This window comes from Variovorax fucosicus, from assembly GCF_030316825.1.
Taxonomy (GTDB): domain Bacteria; phylum Pseudomonadota; class Gammaproteobacteria; order Burkholderiales; family Burkholderiaceae_C; genus Variovorax; species Variovorax fucosicus.
In genome coordinates this window covers 1,667,506-1,682,864 of record NZ_JASZYU010000001.1, presented here as the reverse complement: position 1 = coordinate 1,682,864, position 15,359 = coordinate 1,667,506, and the positions used below count along the sequence as shown (strand labels likewise).

Annotated in this window: 18 protein-coding genes; 7 read left to right on the top strand and 11 right to left on the bottom strand. The window is 66.3% G+C overall.

Translation table 11 applies throughout. The features are described from left to right. Nucleotides 1-159: 159 nt before the first annotated feature. The 9 genes from QTI05_RS08005 to QTI05_RS07965 form a co-directional block, all read right to left on the bottom strand. Complete coding sequence (locus tag QTI05_RS08005; RefSeq protein ID WP_286623795.1) at nt 160-540, bottom strand: hypothetical protein; 381 nt, start codon at nt 538-540, stop codon at nt 160-162. A 299-nt stretch (nt 541-839) separates the two neighbouring features. Beyond that, nucleotides 840-2,588 (bottom strand): phosphoethanolamine transferase, encoded by a 1,749-nt coding sequence (locus QTI05_RS08000; protein ID WP_286623792.1) that lies wholly within the window; start codon nt 2,586-2,588, stop codon nt 840-842. Nucleotides 2,589-2,600: 12 nt separating this feature from the next. Beyond that, nucleotides 2,601-3,170, bottom strand: a complete 570-nt coding sequence (locus QTI05_RS07995; protein WP_286623790.1) for a phosphatase PAP2 family protein — start codon at nt 3,168-3,170, stop codon at nt 2,601-2,603. Next, nucleotides 3,157-3,861, bottom strand: a complete 705-nt coding sequence (locus QTI05_RS07990) for a phosphatase PAP2 family protein (protein WP_286623788.1) — start codon at nt 3,859-3,861, stop codon at nt 3,157-3,159. The genes QTI05_RS07995 and QTI05_RS07990 overlap by 14 nt, the downstream gene beginning before the upstream one ends. 321 nt (nt 3,862-4,182) lie before the next feature. Then, nucleotides 4,183-4,605, bottom strand: coding sequence for an EamA family transporter (locus tag QTI05_RS07985; RefSeq protein WP_286623786.1), 423 nt, complete (start codon nt 4,603-4,605; stop codon nt 4,183-4,185). Next, a complete protein-coding gene (locus QTI05_RS07980; protein WP_286623784.1) occupies nt 4,605-4,820 on the bottom strand; it encodes a hypothetical protein in 216 nt (71 codons plus the stop codon). Before QTI05_RS07980 ends, QTI05_RS07985 begins: the two co-directional genes overlap by 1 nt. Continuing rightward, complete coding sequence (locus tag QTI05_RS07975; protein ID WP_286623782.1) at nt 4,817-5,215, bottom strand: YkvA family protein; 399 nt, start codon at nt 5,213-5,215, stop codon at nt 4,817-4,819. Before QTI05_RS07975 ends, QTI05_RS07980 begins: the two co-directional genes overlap by 4 nt. Nucleotides 5,216-5,236: 21 nt before the next feature. Next, entirely contained in the window at nt 5,237-5,689 is a 453-nt protein-coding gene (locus tag QTI05_RS07970) for a DUF4288 domain-containing protein (protein ID WP_286623780.1), read from the bottom strand. A gap of 4 nt (nt 5,690-5,693) precedes the next feature. Beyond that, nucleotides 5,694-6,233, bottom strand: a complete 540-nt coding sequence (locus tag QTI05_RS07965) for a hypothetical protein (protein ID WP_286623779.1) — start codon at nt 6,231-6,233, stop codon at nt 5,694-5,696. A 227-nt stretch (nt 6,234-6,460) separates the two neighbouring features. On the opposite strand from QTI05_RS07965, the gene QTI05_RS07960 reads away from it, so the two are divergent. From QTI05_RS07960 to QTI05_RS07945, 4 genes are all read left to right on the top strand, one after another. Continuing rightward, entirely contained in the window at nt 6,461-7,681 is a 1,221-nt protein-coding gene (locus tag QTI05_RS07960; protein WP_286623777.1) for a helix-turn-helix domain-containing protein, read from the top strand. Nucleotides 7,682-7,727: 46 nt separating this feature from the next. Continuing rightward, nucleotides 7,728-8,405, top strand: coding sequence for a Vgb family protein (locus QTI05_RS07955; RefSeq protein ID WP_286623775.1), 678 nt, complete (start codon nt 7,728-7,730; stop codon nt 8,403-8,405). Nucleotides 8,406-8,425: 20 nt separating this feature from the next. Beyond that, nucleotides 8,426-9,172, top strand: a complete 747-nt coding sequence (locus tag QTI05_RS07950; protein ID WP_286623773.1) for a DUF899 domain-containing protein — start codon at nt 8,426-8,428, stop codon at nt 9,170-9,172. 144 nt (nt 9,173-9,316) lie between these two features. Next, entirely contained in the window at nt 9,317-10,873 is a 1,557-nt protein-coding gene (locus QTI05_RS07945; protein WP_286540911.1) for a cation:proton antiporter, read from the top strand. 13 nt (nt 10,874-10,886) lie between these two features. Here QTI05_RS07945 and QTI05_RS07940 read toward each other — a convergent pair whose 3' ends face one another. Then, nucleotides 10,887-11,282, bottom strand: coding sequence for a hypothetical protein (locus tag QTI05_RS07940; RefSeq protein WP_286623771.1), 396 nt, complete (start codon nt 11,280-11,282; stop codon nt 10,887-10,889). Nucleotides 11,283-11,310: 28 nt separating this feature from the next. Beyond that, the gene (locus QTI05_RS07935) at nt 11,311-11,559 is read right to left on the bottom strand and encodes a DUF3297 family protein (RefSeq protein WP_286623770.1); all 249 of its coding nucleotides are present in this window, start codon (nt 11,557-11,559) and stop codon (nt 11,311-11,313) included. A gap of 107 nt (nt 11,560-11,666) precedes the next feature. Here QTI05_RS07935 and atzF point away from each other — a divergent pair, with 107 nt between their 5' ends. From atzF to QTI05_RS07920, 3 genes are read left to right on the top strand one after another with little or no spacing between them, the layout of a single operon-like run. Further along, entirely contained in the window at nt 11,667-13,373 is a 1,707-nt protein-coding gene (gene atzF / locus QTI05_RS07930; RefSeq protein WP_444812871.1) for an allophanate hydrolase, read from the top strand. Continuing rightward, entirely contained in the window at nt 13,370-14,371 is a 1,002-nt protein-coding gene (locus QTI05_RS07925) for an ABC transporter substrate-binding protein (RefSeq protein WP_286623768.1), read from the top strand. Before atzF ends, QTI05_RS07925 begins: the two co-directional genes overlap by 4 nt. Nucleotides 14,372-14,373: 2 nt before the next feature. Then, nucleotides 14,374-15,207 carry an ABC transporter permease gene (locus QTI05_RS07920; protein ID WP_286623766.1) on the top strand — a complete coding sequence of 278 codons (834 nt, stop codon included), beginning with the start codon at nt 14,374-14,376 and terminating at the stop codon, nt 15,205-15,207. Nucleotides 15,208-15,359 lie beyond the last annotated feature (152 nt).

Below are 15,359 nucleotides of genomic sequence, written 5' to 3'. Positions count from 1 at the left end.
GCAGGGCGACGCCCCATGCGGCATGCGCACCCCAGGAAATTGGACATGGTCAGAACCTTTCGGCAAGGAAGGCCAAGCTGCGGATGCGACGGAGCACGTCACGACGTCGTGCGAGGTCAGGCAGCGAGGAGATGCGACGCGCGCGGCGTCGTTCGCTTCTCAGGCAATGAAAGGTGGCGCGGTGGTGGGCGGCAAACGTCGCCAAGGCTCCACAGGAGGTGGTGGATCACTGTGCGTCGGCACACGCTCTGGGGTCGTGCGCACAATAGGCATGACCAGACGCACCATCGCAAGTACCAGCGGGAGCATCGCCAGAACTGCGGCCATGAGGGTGTTCAGCGCGAGATTGAGCGCGTCGGGGTGCTTGAGGGTCGCCGGGGTCTGCGCGAACACGGTGGTTTCGTGATCGGACGGATGATCGGCGCGATTGTCGGGCTCGAACTGCACCGCTTCGCCCGCGATGTGCAGTCTGAGCATCGGCTCGTCCTCGAGACCATCGCAGCGGTAGTGCGCCGCAATGAACGGCAGCAGCAGCACCATGGCAACACCTGCCCAGCACCACCGCAAACAGTGGTTAGCAACCCACTTCCTGATTCGCGCGAGCAACATGCGGCATCGTAGGTCTCAATGGTGAACGCCAGCTGATTGACCCGTTCAGCCTTCCTTAAGGAAGTATTGCCCCCTCGCCGTGGTGCCGCCGTGTCCACGGATCGCCGAACGACTGATATTGCGTCGAACATTTGCGCAACGATGGGGACGGTCGCCGATGCGCCACTTTCGCACCCATGACCGTCTTCCAAGCGCTTTTCTGAATTGAATACCTGCGTCCAACATGCGCGTCAACCCGTGTTGCGGCATGCCCCGAGGGCATCTAGCGCCGGCCTGTAGGTGGGCGTGATCACGTCCATCAGGCCCAGCACCGTGTGATAGAGGTTGTCGTGCGTGAGTGGCGTGTCCAGCCTCGCTTCCATGCACGAGCGCGAGAGCTTGCGCCGCTTGCTCATTCCTTCGCTGAACCAGGTGACCATCGGCACGTGCTTCTGCGCCTCGGGCGCGAAGCTGTATGGCACGCCGTGCAGGAACAGGCCGTACTCGCCGAGCGATTCGCCATGGTCGCTTACGTACAGCATCGCCGGGTCGTACGCCTTCGACTGTGCCTTGAGCCAGTCGATGGTGTCGGCCAGGAAGCGGTCGGTCTGGACGATGGAGTTGTCATAGGCGTTTATCAGCTCGTTGTGGCCGCATTCAGCCAGCGCGTTCGTCTTGCACTCGGGCTGGAAGCGCTTCACGTCGGGCGCCGAGCGTTTGTAGTAAGCGGGCCCGTGGCTGCCCATCTGGTGCATGACCAGCACCACGCCCTTGGCGCGGCGCTCCGCCGGCAGCGCGGCAATGCGCACGTCCAGGCCATTGAGCATCACGTTGTCCAGGCACTCGTCGCCGTCGCACAGCGCCTTCTTTGTTGCGGCGTCAAGACCTTCGAAGGCCGATGCATTGGGGATGCGCGTGCACACGCCCTTGCAGCCAGCTTGGTTGTCCAGCCAGAGTACGGCCAGGCCCGCGGCCTGCAACACGTCGACCAGGTTCTCGTAGTCGTCCTTGCGCGATTCGTAGCCTTGCTTGCCCAGTGGCGAGAACATGCAAGGCACCGAGACCAGCGTGTTGGTGCCGCACGAATGCACGTCGCGGTAGCTCAGCACCCCGCGCTTGGCCAGTTCCGGGGTGGTGTCGCGCGCGTAGCCGTTCAGGGCAAAGTGATCCGCACGCGCAGTTTCGCCCACTACGACCACGAACATCGGCGGGCGCGCCTGCGCGGCATAGCTCGCACCGAGCGTGGTGCCGGCCGTGATCGGGATCAGCTTGCCGCTGCGCTTGAAGAGCGGCTTGATGAACACGGCGCCCGTCGAGTAGAGGCTCGCAATCGGGTTCATCATGTAGCGCAGGTGGACGTTGTTGCGCATCAGCGGCGCAAGTTGCCGGTTCATGGCCACCGCCGTGCCCAACGCCACCACCACGGCCAGCAGCAGCAGGGCAGCGTTGCGCCAGAGATTCGAGAAGAAGCGCATCCGAATGATGCGCACGCGCCAGAGCAGCATCGCCGCGGGCACCACGACCACCCCCACGTTGAAGGCCATGCGCCAGCTCAGCAGGTCGCGCGCTTCCTTAGCGTCGGTCTGCAGCGCGTTGGCGATCATGGTTGGATCCATGACGACGCGGTACGCCAGCATGTAGTGCTGCACCACCGCGGCCAGCACGACCACCGCGAACCAAAGCGGCTTGAGCCAGCGCGACCAGGCCGTGAGCGAAAGGAATGCCACTGAGCCGCAAAGTGCGAGCAGGCCCACAGCAATGGTCGTTGGCATGTAGGCGCTCGGCGCCCCGCCGATGCGGGCCAGTTCGTTCCCCAGAGGCCAGTTGGTGGTCAGCAGCAAGTAGAGGCTGAGCCAGAGCACGACTTGCCAGGCGGGACGCGGCCGTGCGAGCCCTTGACTAAAGCGCACCCACAGCGCGGCCGGGGAGTAATTTTGTGCAGGCGCCTCCACCTGATGTACGTGGTGTACCGGTGCAGTTTCGAGATCCGAAGGTGACATAGGACGCAATTCTCAGGTTCGCCGTGCGCGCGACCGCCTGCGCCGGGCAGGCATTCTGGCGAGGGCAAGGCTCAGCGGTCTGCTCACGCCGCGCTCGACCATGATCGACACCAGCGCCCCAAGGAGCACCGCCCCGGCCACGTCGGAAGGAAAGTGCAGCCCAAGGTAGAGGCGGCTCCAGCCTACTACCGCCGCCAGCCCAAGTGCCGCCAGCATGGGCGCGCGGTGCGGCAGGCACCCCAGGGAGAAAGCCGCGGCAAAGGTGGCGGCCGCATGCAGGCTCGGAAAGCCCGGCCGCACGCCCTGCGGCGCCCACTGGATGCCCAGGCCGTAGGCCGCGGGCCTCGGGAACGGCAACGCCGAGCGAAATGTGTTCACGACGATCCAAGTCGCCAGCACGCTCACCAGCGCGGTGAAAAGCGCATAGCGCCAACGCTTGTCGAACGCGGCGCCTGCGATGATCGTCAGGGCGAGCAGGGCCGGCAGCCCCTCGGAGGCGAAACGTGCGAACTCGACGAGCCACGGCGATGCAGACGCGCCCGCATTGAGCCATCCAAAAAGAGTGAAATCAAACGCTTGCATGAAGAGAGCGATTCCCCTTGGCAAGGAATGGATTTGGCCGCGTCACGGCCACTTCTATGGCGAACCCGACTGTCCAGCAGATCCAGGCGGTCCAGAGCGTGTGGCTCATGTAGTGGGCGCCGCGCAGTTGTTGCGCCAACCCCAGCGCCAAGCCCGCGATGGCCGCGATGCCCAGCCAGACCAATGCCGCGCGGTCGGAAACACGGCGCAGCACGAAATAGCCGCCGACATAGGCAAACGCGGCCGAGGCGTGTCCGGCTGGAAAGCACCCGCCGGCACCGCCATCCCTCACGCTCCACGACCAGTGCGACACGTAGCGCGCAACGCCGCCGAACTCCTTCTGATCCCAGGGGCAGCTCGTGTGGCTGAAATGCTTGATGAGGCTGACGGCGAGTACCGAAACCAGCACGGTCAGCGCGAGCTGCGTCCGCTCCCGCGTGGCCAACTTGCGCAGCACGCCCACGGGCCAGCGGATGGCAATGAACAGGCCGATCACCAGCAGCCAACTCAGATCCCTGGCGCCCACGTGCATCACGTGAACCAGGAATGGGTTCTCGCGCAGAGGAAACCCAATTGGGGTGCCCATCACGCGCGCCAGCTTCAGATCGCCGTTGGAGACATCCCAGAACATCAAGAAAGCCAGTGCGAGCAGCGTCACTGCGCCGAGGCGGAGGGTCGTGGTGCGTGTCATGAACAAAAAAGCAGGCCTCGAGACGGTGCGAGAGCCTACTTTCGCGGGATGAACCCAGCCTGAAGCGACCGGCTCAATTCCGGGCATGACACAGCGTGCCCATCGCAGGGGCGGTGATCCATGCGAACTATTTGTCTACGAAGACAGTCCTCCCTGCAGTCGCTGCCCATGCTGGAGCCAGCGACCTGGCGATGACGATTTGTTTTGGAGATCTCGACTTCAAGAGGTTTGTCGGCTGAGCAGCGGTACTGGCAGCCGGTGCTCCGAGCCAACGGCGGTGATTTCGGAGCAATCGCGCCGCGGGCGCCTCCGATGCTGCCGCTAGCCTCTTGCGATCACGATCAACCCGCCCACCATCATTGCGCCGCCGATGAGCTTGGGGGCCGTCAACGTTTCGCCAAGCAGAAGCCAGGCCAACACCAGCGCGACCACGACGCTGCCTTTGTCGATGAGCGCAACTGTGGACACCTCGCCTAGCTTGATGGCCTTGTAGTAAAAGACCCACGAGCCTGCGGTAGTGACACCGGATAGCGCGAGCCAGCCGATGTTGCGGGGCGTAAGAGAGCGCACTTGGTCGAAAGGAACGACGGCTGCGGCAAACATGAGAACGAATGCGAAGACGAAAGATGTTCGAACGGCCAGTCCCAGATCGCCGGAAATGCCAGCAAGACCCAACTTGGCGATCACCGAAGTGAAGCCGGCGAAGGCCATGGAGACCATGGCGTAGAGGATCCACTTTTCCATCACTGCCTCCTGAAGGCGCAGCCAAAAAAAACCAGGCCGATCAGCGCCCAGGGTAGCGCGCCGGAATAGGCTTCAAGGGCAAATGGAAGCACAAAGTCGGCGGCCACATCGAGCCAACATCTGTGCTGGCAGATCTCCTTCTTGGAAATGCCAAACACGGCACCGATACCGCCGGCACCAAGGCCGAAACATAGCTCCAAAGGTCTGGCTTTCATACGCGGTGCGACCACCACCAGTACCAGACCGCAACGCCGATGGCGATCCACAAGGTCACGATCGCAACGGCTCCGATGCGACTCGTCGGCTTCTTCCCTGTCCTTTGCATCCAGTCGTCCGCCTGACTACGGCACTCGGCCAGTGTGGATGCCGGAATCATCCTGACTGCCAACCAGATCAGGGCCGGAAGAAGAAGAACGTCGTCGACGTAGCCCAGGATAGGGATGAAATCTGGGATGAGGTCGATCGGACTCAATGCGTAGCTCACGACGAACACACCGAGCGCCTTGGCATACCAAGGGGTTGCTGGGTGTTTGCCGGCGAACCAGAGCGTCAGGCCGTCGCGCTTGATCCGCACCGCCCAGCTTCTAGCTTGTAAAGCGAAAGAATGCATGCCGTGAGATCGGTATCAGCGTCAGGGCTTGGCCGATGGCCGCAGTTTAGCCTGCAAGCCAAGGACGGAAGTCGCCTGGCTATGATGGGATGGCTGACCGCTTGGGTCGCAACTTCCGCAGTAGTTGGTTAGCTTGAGGTTTTTAAGCTTTCGAGGAGCACGCTCCGTCCACGCGATTTCGGCTCCATCCCCAAGCTCCTCGTAGATCGGAAGCACTTCGGTGATGCCAACCAACTTCCATTGAACAGGTACGCCATCCGGCCCACCTTTGTAGGGCTTCGCAGCTTCGCGAGCTACGCTCATACCCTTTCCGTAGGCATCGTCAAGCGTACTTGCCTTGACAAGGATCGTGTTCTCCCACGACAAGAAGCGAGCTTCGTCGTCGTCTTTTTGGGCATCCTTCAACTCGACGAAACGCAGTAGGTACGACACCAAGTACCAACCCACCGGCGAGAGATTCCTGTCGTGTGTCATCGAACTATCGTGCGGTTCGTTCGAAGTGGCGTTGATAAACGTTTACGTAGTTGGTGCCGACCTGACAGCAGCTGATGTTCTCGTAGTCCAGCCGGATCGGGGTGTCTACCCAGTTGGCGGCGCCGGTGAATTGTTGAACCTCGACCCAACTCGCCGCGGTCTTCTGGACGCGACCAATCACAAGTTCTTTCATGTCGCTCGTTTCGCATTCGAGAGTCACGAGGGCGTTCTGCTTCGCAAGTTGGGAAATCAATGCTCGCCAGTTGAGCAGATCAAAAGTGGATGCGAACGGAACCTTCTCTTCCAGGCCCTCGTGCGCCAGCAGTTCTTTCTGAAACCTGTCCGTTGCTGACGCTTGTACTTCGCTAATGTCAGCGACACGAAGCACCATGAGTCCGTCGAGGTTGAAGTCGTATACGTACTGGAGTACGACGAGTTCGTCTGAGGACGCCAGAACGAAGCCCTGAATGCTGTTGGTGTCGATCTCGTCCCGAGAGATCGAGACCAGATCGCGGTTCTTCTGATGCTGGGCAAGGTGATGCATGTCGTGTGCGAGGTGATTGCAGCGCCGCTCGAATTATTCGCTGATCCTGGCCGACTGTGGTCCTTGCAAGTTCCCAAGAGTCTGCCGGCTCTGCCGAGTCCAGTGCATCTTCGACCCAGTTCAAAAATCCTCCTGGTGCTCACGAGCTTTGTGTGAGCCTAGACAAAAGTTGGACGACGCCCAGATCGTGCGTGCGACGCCACCGCACCGCGGTGTAGCCTGTCGCCATGGACTCCCTGATCGCCGCCTCCGCGCGTGCGCTCGCAGCGGGCGACGCGCTCGGCGCGCTCAAGCGGGTGGCTCTGCGCGACGACCCTCCGGCGCTGGCATTGCGCGGCATTGCCATGGCCCAGCTCGGCGAACACCCGCGCGCCCGCGAGTTGCTGCGGCGCGCGGCCCGCGGCTTTGGTGCGCACGAGGAGCTGGCGCGTGCGCGCTGTGTCGTCGCCGAGGCCGAGGTGGCGCTGGCCATGCGGGATCTCGGTGGTTCGCCGCGCCCGCTGGCGGCGGCGGCGAGCACGCTCGAGGCGCGCGCCGATCGTGCCAACGCGCTGCAGGCGCGGCTGATCGCGGTGCGCAGGCTCGTGCTGCTGGGCCGCCTCGACGAGGCTGCGGCCGCGCTGGCGCGGCTGGATGCGCGTGGACTGCCACCGGCGCTGGCGGCGGTGGCCAGGTTGACCGAAGCTGAGCTGGCACTGCGCTCGCTGCGCACGGCCTCGGCGCGGGCGGCGCTCGCACTGGCGCAAGAGGCGGCCGATCGGGCCGGCGTTCCGGCGCTCCTGGCCGAGCTGGCGGAGCTGCGGGCCGTGCTCGATCGTCCCGCCGCGCGGCGCCTCTTCGCCGGCGCCGAGCAGGCGCTGTGCCTCGATGAAGTTGCCGCGCTGCTGGCCTCGGACGCCCTGGTGGTCGACGCCTGCCGCCGCGGCTTGGGCGCCGGCGACGCATGGCGGCCGCTGGCGCGCCGACCGGTGCTGTTCGCGCTGGCGCGTGCACTCGCCGAAGCGTGGCCGGGCGATGTCGATCGCGAAGCCTTGATCGCGAACGCATTCAACACACGTCGGCCCGACGAGACGCACCGCGCGCGCCTGCGGGTCGAGATCGGCCGTCTGCGCGCGCTCGTCAAGCCGCTCGCGCACATCGAGGCCACCGCGCGAGGCTTCGTCCTCAAGCCGCACGGCGATCGCGCCGTCGTCGTGCTGGCGCCGCCCATCGACGGCGAGCAGGCATCGCTGGTGGCGCTGCTGTCCGACGGCGCGGCCTGGTCGACCTCGGCGCTGGCACTGGCGCTGGGGGCCAGCCAGCGCACCGTCCAGCGCGCGCTGGTCGAGCTCGAGGCGGCCGGGCGGGTGCGCGCGATCGGTCAGGCACGCGCGCGCCGCTGGCTGTCGCCGCCGCTGGCCGGATTCACGACGATCTTGTTACTCCCCGCTGCGCTGCCGTTTGCATAGAGTTGTCTCCAGGCGCCGATTCGAGGCGCACCACCAGGAGCCAGCGATGAGCAGCAACACAAGCAAAGACAGACCCCAGGCCACGGCGCATGCAGCCGAGATCGTGCGCGAGTACGGCCCCTTCCCCGGCGTCGATCAAATCCACGGCGTGACCCACGACGGCCGCCGCGTCTGGGCCGCCACCGGGGCCAGCCTGGTCGCCTTCGATCCCGAGACAGGCGAGCCTGCGCGCACGCTCGCCTGTGCCTGCGACGCCGGCACCGCCTTCGATGGCACGCACCTCTATCAGATCGCCGAGACACGCATTGACAAGATCGACCCGGTCAGTGGCAACGTGGTGGCGTCGATCCCGGCGCCCGGCAGCGGGAGCGACTCCGGGCTCACCTGGGCCGAGGGCAGCCTGTGGGTGGGCCAGTACCGCGATCGCCGGATCCACCAGATCGATCCGGCCACCGGTGCCGTGGTGCGCACCATCGAGTCCAACCGTTTCGTCACGGGCGTGACCTGGGTCGACGGCGAGCTGTGGCACGGCACGTGGGAAGGCGACGTGAGCGAGATCCGCCGGATCGACCCGTCGAGCGGCACCGTGCTCGAGCGGCTCGAGATGCCGAGCGGCGTTGGCGTCAGCGGGCTCGAGTCCGACGGCGCAGACCTCTTTTATGCGGGCGGCGGAGAGAGCGGAAAGATCCGCGCCGTGCGCCGCCCGAAAGCCGCCAGAGCGTGATCACGCACAAGGAGTCCGTCATGAACACAGCCATTGCCGAACAAGCCAACACCTTGAACCACCCCGTCGTGTCGAAGGAGCGATGGATTGCCGAGCGCAAGTCGCTGCTGGCGCGCGAAAGGGAACTGACGCACCTGCGCGACCAGATCGCCCGCGAACGCCGTGCGCTGCCGTGGGAGCGCGTCGAGAAGAACTACACCTTCGACACTCCCGAGGGCCGGCGCTCGCTCCCCGATCTGTTCGAAGGCCGCAGCCAGCTGCTGGTGCAGCACTTCATGTTCGGCCCGGGGTGGGAGCAGGGTTGCCCGAGTTGCTCCTTCATGGCCGACCACATCGCCGGAATGCAGGTGCACCTCGAACACCGCGACGTCACGCTGCTGGTGGTCTCGCGCGCGCCGCTGGACGAGATCGAGCGCTTTCGCCAGCGCATGGGCTGGCAGTTCAAGTGGGTCTCGTCGCATGGCAGCGATTTCAACCACGACTTCGGCGTCAGCTTCACGCCGGAAGCGATGGCCAGGGGCGAGGTCTATTACAACTACAGCGTGCGTCCGTTCCCGAGCGAGGAGGCGCCCGGCATCAGCGTGTTCTGCAAGGACGGCGCGGGCGATGTCTTTCACACCTACTCGACCTACGAGCGCGGCGTGGAAGTGATGATGGGCACCTACAACCTGCTCGACCTCATGCCGAAGGGCCGCGACGAGCACAACCCGGTCTATGCGATGGATTGGGTGCGCCACCACGACCGCTACGAGCCGGCCACCGACTGACCGGCGTGATCGCCATCGGGGGCGTGTTACTCATCGGGCCGGGCCTTGAGAGGCTTCGGATCGGGAGGCATTCCGGCGCTGCGCCAAACGGCCGCGCCGCCGACAATGACCCATCCGAACCGCCCCTGAAAGACCCCGCCCGCCATGACCACCTTCGAATGGATCATCGTGCTGCTGCTCGGCGCAGCGCTGCTCGCGGCACTCGCGCGCAAGGTCGGCGCGCCGTATCCGACCTTTCTGGCGCTTGGCGGCACCTTGCTCGCCTTTGTGCCCGAAAGCCCGCGCTGGACGCTTGACCCGCACCTTGCGCTCACGCTCTTCGTTGCGCCGGTGCTGGTCGACGCCGCCTACGACACCTCGCTGCGCGACCTGCGTGCCAATTGGCGGCCGGTGGCGGGGCTCGTCATCGCAGCGGTGGGCACCACGGTGCTGGCGGTCGCGTTCACGGCGCGCTGGCTGGTGCCGGAGATGCCGTGGCCGGTGGCGATCGCGCTCGGCGCCATCGTGGCGCCGCCCGACGCCGCTGCGGCCACCGCGGTGATGCGGCAGGTCAAGCTGCCGCACAAGCTGCTGAAGATCCTCGAAGGCGAAAGCCTGCTGAACGACGCGAGCGCGCTGCTCGTGTACCGGCTCGCCATCATGGCCATGCTGGCCGGGCACCTCGGCTTTGCCAGCTTCGCGCCGGTGTTCCTGCTGACCGTGTTCGGCAGCCTTGCCGCCGGCGTGGGCTGCGCGTATGCGCTGCGGCCGTTGACAGCCGGGCTTCGCGACGTCCCGATCGCGCTGATCGTGCAGTTCGCGCTGACCTTCGGCGTCTGGATCGCGGCCGAGGCGATCGGGCTCTCCGGCATCCTGACCCTGGTTACGTATGCGATGACGGTCGCACGGCGCAGTGGCCCGCAAATGCCCGCGCACATGCGCGTGCCGATCTTCGCGGTGTGGGAGACAGTGGTGTTCGTGCTGAACGCCTTCGCGTTCGTGCTGATCGGCATGCAGCTGCGGCCGATCTGGGAGCGGCTCGAGGCGGGCGGCGCGCGCACCGATGCGCTCGTCACCGCTGCGGTGGTGCTGGTGGTCACGATTGCAGCCCGCTTCGTGTGGGTGCTGAGCTATCACGCACTGAAGCGCCGGCGCGCCGCCAGTGCCGGTCGCACGCCGCCCACCTTCGGCAGCGGCATCGTGCTCTCATGGGCAGGCATGCGCGGCATCGTGACGCTGGCCGCGGCCTTCGCGATTCCCGAAACGCTGCCCGGCGGCGCGCCATTCCCGTTCCGCGACCTGATCCTGCTGTGCGCGTTTGCGGTCGTGCTTGGCACGCTGGTGCTGCAGGGCCTGACGATGGCGCCGCTGATCCGCTTCATGGGCCTGACCGACGACGACCCGGTCGGCCGCGAGATCCGGCTCGGTCGCACGCATGCGTACCGCGCGCTACTCGATGCGATCAAGGACGACGACACGCTCGCCGCGAAGTTGCTGCGCAAGGAATACGGTGCGGTGGTCGATCTGAACACCAGCCAGGCGCCCGACGCGCCGGTCGACGAGGTGCCCGGCGGACCGCTGCGGCGCCGCGCGATCGCGGTGGCGCGGCAGCGCGCGTTCGAACTGCGGCGCGACGACGTGATCGGCGACGACGCCTATCGCGTGCTGGTGCAGGAGCTCGACTGGGCCGAGCTGAGCGCCGGTGGCGGCCGGCAGGACTGACGCGCCGCCGCCCTCAGCGCACCGTCGACATCACCGTGGCGCGGCACCTCGGCTGGTCGCGCGGCGCCAGCATCATGCAGTTGTCCAGCGCGCGCTGCTGCATGTCGCTCAGCTTGGGCTGCTCCCTGGGTTGGTCCTGCCATTGACGGTACGTCGGCGGTGGCGGCGGCTGATCGGCCCATTGCTGGCGGCGGTCGTAGTCCCGCCGTTCGTACTCACGCCGTTCATACCGGTCGTGGTCGCGGTCGCGGTCGCGCCGCAGTTGCCGCATGCAGGAATTGAAGTCGACGCCGGAGCGGCCGCTGGCGCAGTACCTGCGGTCGCTTTCGTACACGTCGATGTCGCTCTGGGCCACGGCACTGAAGGTGTTCATGAGGCCCAGGAAGGCCAGGACAGCAAGTTTTTTCATGATGGTTGGACGGGAGACCCGTGGTTGATTACCGGTAGAACACCTCGACCCGCCCCTTCAGCTTGATCAGCAGCGGCTTGCCCTTGCGATCCAGCGTCCGGCCTGCGGGCACCTTGATCCAGCCTTCGCTGATGCAGTACTCCTCCACGTCGGCCCGCTCCTTGTCATTGAAGCGGATGCCGATGTCGCGCTCGAACACGGCAGCGACGTGGTGCGGGCTGCGCGGGTCGATCGACAGATGGTCGGGCAGGGGTGGAACTTGATCGGCTTCGGTCATGGATGGTTTCTTGCTTCCTCGATTACCGCCATTTTGACCCCCTTGCGGCCGAAAAACCGGCTGGCACGCCGCTTGCATCTAATCATGTACACAAGACAGGATGCTTGATGATGGTGCATGAAATGGCTCCGCTCGCCGGGCCCGCTTCGAATGACGAAACCGCCGCCGCCGCCTGGATCGCGCGCTTCGCCGTGCCGGTGCAGGGCGCGCAGACCGGGCCGCTCGCGGGGCTGCGCTTCGCGATCAAGGACAACATCGACGCCGCCGGCGTGCCCACCACGGCCGCCTGCCCGGCGTTCGAGCGCTTTCCGGCGGAACACGCCCATGTGGTGCAGCGCCTGCTCGATGCCGGTGCCACGCTGGTCGGCAAGACCAACCTCGACCAGTTCGCCTGCGGCCTGAACGGCACGCGCTCGCCGTACGGCGCCGTGCCCAATGCCTTCGACGCGCGCTATGTATCGGGCGGCTCCAGCTCTGGCTCGGCCTATGTGGTCGCCGCCGGCCAGGTCGACTTCGCGCTCGGCACCGACACCGCCGGTTCGGGGCGCGTGCCGGCCGGCCTCAACAACATCGTCGGGCTGAAGCCCACCAAGGGGCTGCTGAGCACGCGCGGCGTGCTGCCGGCGGCGCAGAGCGTCGACTGCGTCTCGGTCTTCGCGCCTACCGTGGCGCTTGCGCTGCAGGTGCTGCATGTGGCCCGGGGCTTCGACGCGGCCGACCCCTATGCGCGGCCGCTGCGGCTGCTTGGCGCGCCGCTGCCGGCGCGCTTCCTGTTCGGCGTGCCCGCAGCCCTCGAATTCTTCGGCGACCAGCTTGCAGCGGCGGCCTTCAACGACGCAATCGCGCGGCTCGAAGCACTCGGGGGCGAGCGCGTGGCGATCGACTACGCACCGCTGGCCGAAGCCGCCGCGCTGCTCTACGACAGCGCACTGGTGGCCGAGCGCTACGCCGCGGTGCGCCCGTTCTTCGATGCCCACGAGGCCGACGTGATCGAGCCGGTGCGCAGCATCCTCGCGAGCGGCCGCAATTACGACGCGGCCGACTTCGTCGACGCGCAGATCCGCCTGCGCGAAATCGCGCAGCGCGTGGCACCGATGTGGCAGCACATCGACCTGCTGCTGGTGCCGACCGCACCCACCCACTGCACCATCGAGGCGATGCTGGCCGACCCGGTGGCGCGCAACCGCGAACTCGGCGCGTACACCAACTTCGTCAACCTGCTCGACTACGCGGCGCTGTCGGTGCCCAGCAGCATCCGACCCGACGGGCTGCCGTTCGGCATCACGCTGATCGGCCCCTGCGGCAGCGACCTGCAACTGGCCGAGCTGGGCCAGCGCTACCACCACGCCACCGGCCTTACGCTGGGTGCGACCGGGCAGCCGATGCCGCCGCCGGTCGCAATGCCGATGACTTCCGACACCGTCAAGGTCGCGGTCGTCGGCGCCCACCTGTCGGGCATGCCGCTCAACGGCCAGCTGCGCGAGCGCGGTGCGCGGCTGGTGGCCGAAACGCAGACCGCGCCGCAGTACCGCCTCTACGCCTTGCCCGGCACCGTGCCGCCCAAGCCCGGCATGGTGCGCGTCGCGCCCGGCACCGGCGGCGCCATCGCGGTCGAGGTATGGGAGATGCCCGTCGCGCATTACGGCAGCTTCGTCGCGCTCATTCCGGCGCCACTTGGCATCGGCAGCCTGACGCTGGCCGACGGCAGCAGCGTGCAGGGCTTTCTGTGCGAAGCGCTGGCGCTCGAAGGTGCCGAAGACATCACACAACACGGCGGCTGGCGCCGCTTCATTTCACTCAGGAGCGTTCCATGACCCCCAAGCCAATCTCTTCCGGGCCGTCGCGCCGCAAACTGCTGCAAGCAGGCGCCGCCGGCCTCGGTGTGCTGGCCGCACCCGCCATCGTGCGCGCCCAGGGCGGCCCGAAGATCCGCATCGGCTTCTGGCCGGTGGCGGCTGGTCTGCCGTTCTTTGCGGCGATCGAGAAGGGCTATTTCAAGGAAGCGGGCCTCGACGTGGAGCCGCTCAAGTTTGCCGGTGCCCAGCAGGTGATGGAGGCGATGCTGTCGGGCCGCTCCGACGGCAGCTCCAACGGCACCGGCTCGGCCAACCTCGCGATCGGCGAGATCGCGCAGCCGGGCCTGTTCAAGATCTTCTGCACCAACCCGAGCAACGCGAAGTTCGTGCTCGACGAGTTCATCACCGGCAAGGACAGCCCGATCAAGACCATGGCGGACCTCAAGGGCAAGAAGGTCGCGTCCGGCCCCGGCATCCAGAACGTCACGCTGTGCAAGACAATGCTGGAGCGCGCCGGCGCCACCGGTGCGACGGTGTCGGAACTGCCGATCGGCCAGCACGTCGCCTCGCTGGTGGCCGGCCAGGTCGACGCCTGCTACACGCTCGAGCCGACCGGCACCATCGGCCGCATGAACGGCACCACGCGCGTGATCGAGGCCGGCGTGGTCGCCCGGTACATCCTGGGCGACCCGATGGCACCCTGGCACGGCGGCGCGGCCAGCCTGACCACCGAGTTCATCAAGAAGAACCCCGAGGTGTCGAAGAAGTTCATCGCCGCCTACGCGCGCGGTGTCGAACTGGTGCGCAGCAAGCCCGACGATGCGCGCCAGTACATGAAGGGCTACACCGCCATCGAGGGCCCGCTCACCGCCGAGGTGCCGCTCGCCTCGTACATGCTCTACAACGAGTTCAAGCCGAGCGACGTGGCGTACTTCCAGAAGTTCTACGACCTGTTCACCGAGAAAGGTATCTTCGAAAAGAAGGTGCTGGTGGACGGCCTGCTCTACAAGGCCTGACCATGGCCGAACCGACCTCTGCCGCCGCCGCGCCGTGGGCGCCCCCGGCCGCCGCTGCCACCGCCAGCGCGGTGCCGAAGAAGCCGGTGTGGGACCGCTGGCTGCCCGCCATCGGCCCGATCGCACTGTTCATCCTGTGGGATCTGGTGGTGCGCCTCGGCTTCATCAAGCCGATCCTGCTGCCGACGCCGGCCGACACCGTCTCTGCGCTCATCACCGGACTTGCGGGCGGGCCGTTGCTGCTCGACTTTGCGGTCACCGTGTGGCGCACGCTGCAGGCGTTCGCGATCGCCGCCATCGTCGGCGTGCCGCTTGGCGTGCTGCTGGGCAGCAACGAGAAGGCCTACCGCAGCGTCGAATTCCTGATCGACTTCTTTCGCTCGACACCCTCGTCGGCGCTGATTCCGCTGTTCCTGCTGATCTTCGGCGTGTCCGACATCAACAAGGTGGCGATCGCGGCCTTCGGCGCGTTCCTGATCGTCATCTTCAACAGCGCCTACGGTGTCATCAACGCGCGCAAGCAGCGCGTGATGGCGGCGCGCGTGATGGGCGCCTCGCGCTGGCAGATCTTCAAGGACGTGCTGATCTGGGAAAGCCTGCAGCCCTCGTTCGTGGGCCTGCGCTCGGCCGTGTCGATGGCGCTGGTGATCGTGATCGTGGCCGAGATGTTCATCGGCAGCGACAACGGCCTCGGCCATCGCATCATCGACGCGCAGCAGGTGCTCAACGTCAAGAGCATGTATGCCGCCATCCTCGCGGCCGGCGCGCTGGGCTATGCGCTCAACATCCTTTTCCTCGTGGCCGAGCGCCGCATCGTGCACTGGAGCGGAAGGTAATGGCCCACCCCCAGTCTTCGCGCACTTCGTGTCGCTTCGCCAACCCCCTGCGAGGGGGCGCCGCCTGCGGCCCGGCAAAGCCGGTTCCGCGGCGGCTCACGAACGGCGCTCGCTGCGCGGCGCCTCGATTCGCCCGTTCCGGTATTACCGCA

Excerpts from the sequence above, each read along its gene's own strand:
- QTI05_RS07945 (WP_286540911.1), top strand. The coding sequence starts at position 9,317 with ATGACCACCTTCGAATGGATCATCGTGCTGCTGCTCGGCGCAGCGCTG.
- QTI05_RS07935 (WP_286623770.1), bottom strand. The coding sequence starts at position 11,559 with ATGACCGAAGCCGATCAAGTTCCACCCCTGCCCGACCATCTGTCGATC.
- QTI05_RS08005 (WP_286623795.1), bottom strand. The coding sequence starts at position 540 with ATGGTGCTGCTGCTGCCGTTCATTGCGGCGCACTACCGCTGCGATGGT.
- atzF (WP_444812871.1), top strand. The coding sequence starts at position 11,667 with ATGATGGTGCATGAAATGGCTCCGCTCGCCGGGCCCGCTTCGAATGAC.
- QTI05_RS07990 (WP_286623788.1), bottom strand. The coding sequence starts at position 3,861 with ATGACACGCACCACGACCCTCCGCCTCGGCGCAGTGACGCTGCTCGCA.
- QTI05_RS07955 (WP_286623775.1), top strand. The coding sequence starts at position 7,728 with ATGAGCAGCAACACAAGCAAAGACAGACCCCAGGCCACGGCGCATGCA.
- QTI05_RS07980 (WP_286623784.1), bottom strand. The coding sequence starts at position 4,820 with ATGAAAGCCAGACCTTTGGAGCTATGTTTCGGCCTTGGTGCCGGCGGT.
- QTI05_RS07920 (WP_286623766.1), top strand. The coding sequence starts at position 14,374 with ATGGCCGAACCGACCTCTGCCGCCGCCGCGCCGTGGGCGCCCCCGGCC.
- QTI05_RS07950 (WP_286623773.1), top strand. The coding sequence starts at position 8,426 with ATGAACACAGCCATTGCCGAACAAGCCAACACCTTGAACCACCCCGTC.
- QTI05_RS07970 (WP_286623780.1), bottom strand. The coding sequence starts at position 5,689 with ATGACACACGACAGGAATCTCTCGCCGGTGGGTTGGTACTTGGTGTCG.
- QTI05_RS07940 (WP_286623771.1), bottom strand. The coding sequence starts at position 11,282 with ATGAAAAAACTTGCTGTCCTGGCCTTCCTGGGCCTCATGAACACCTTC.
- QTI05_RS07925 (WP_286623768.1), top strand. The coding sequence starts at position 13,370 with ATGACCCCCAAGCCAATCTCTTCCGGGCCGTCGCGCCGCAAACTGCTG.
- QTI05_RS07985 (WP_286623786.1), bottom strand. The coding sequence starts at position 4,605 with ATGGAAAAGTGGATCCTCTACGCCATGGTCTCCATGGCCTTCGCCGGC.
- QTI05_RS08000 (WP_286623792.1), bottom strand. The coding sequence starts at position 2,588 with ATGTCACCTTCGGATCTCGAAACTGCACCGGTACACCACGTACATCAG.
- QTI05_RS07965 (WP_286623779.1), bottom strand. The coding sequence starts at position 6,233 with ATGCATCACCTTGCCCAGCATCAGAAGAACCGCGATCTGGTCTCGATC.
- QTI05_RS07995 (WP_286623790.1), bottom strand. The coding sequence starts at position 3,170 with ATGCAAGCGTTTGATTTCACTCTTTTTGGATGGCTCAATGCGGGCGCG.
- QTI05_RS07960 (WP_286623777.1), top strand. The coding sequence starts at position 6,461 with ATGGACTCCCTGATCGCCGCCTCCGCGCGTGCGCTCGCAGCGGGCGAC.
- QTI05_RS07975 (WP_286623782.1), bottom strand. The coding sequence starts at position 5,215 with ATGCATTCTTTCGCTTTACAAGCTAGAAGCTGGGCGGTGCGGATCAAG.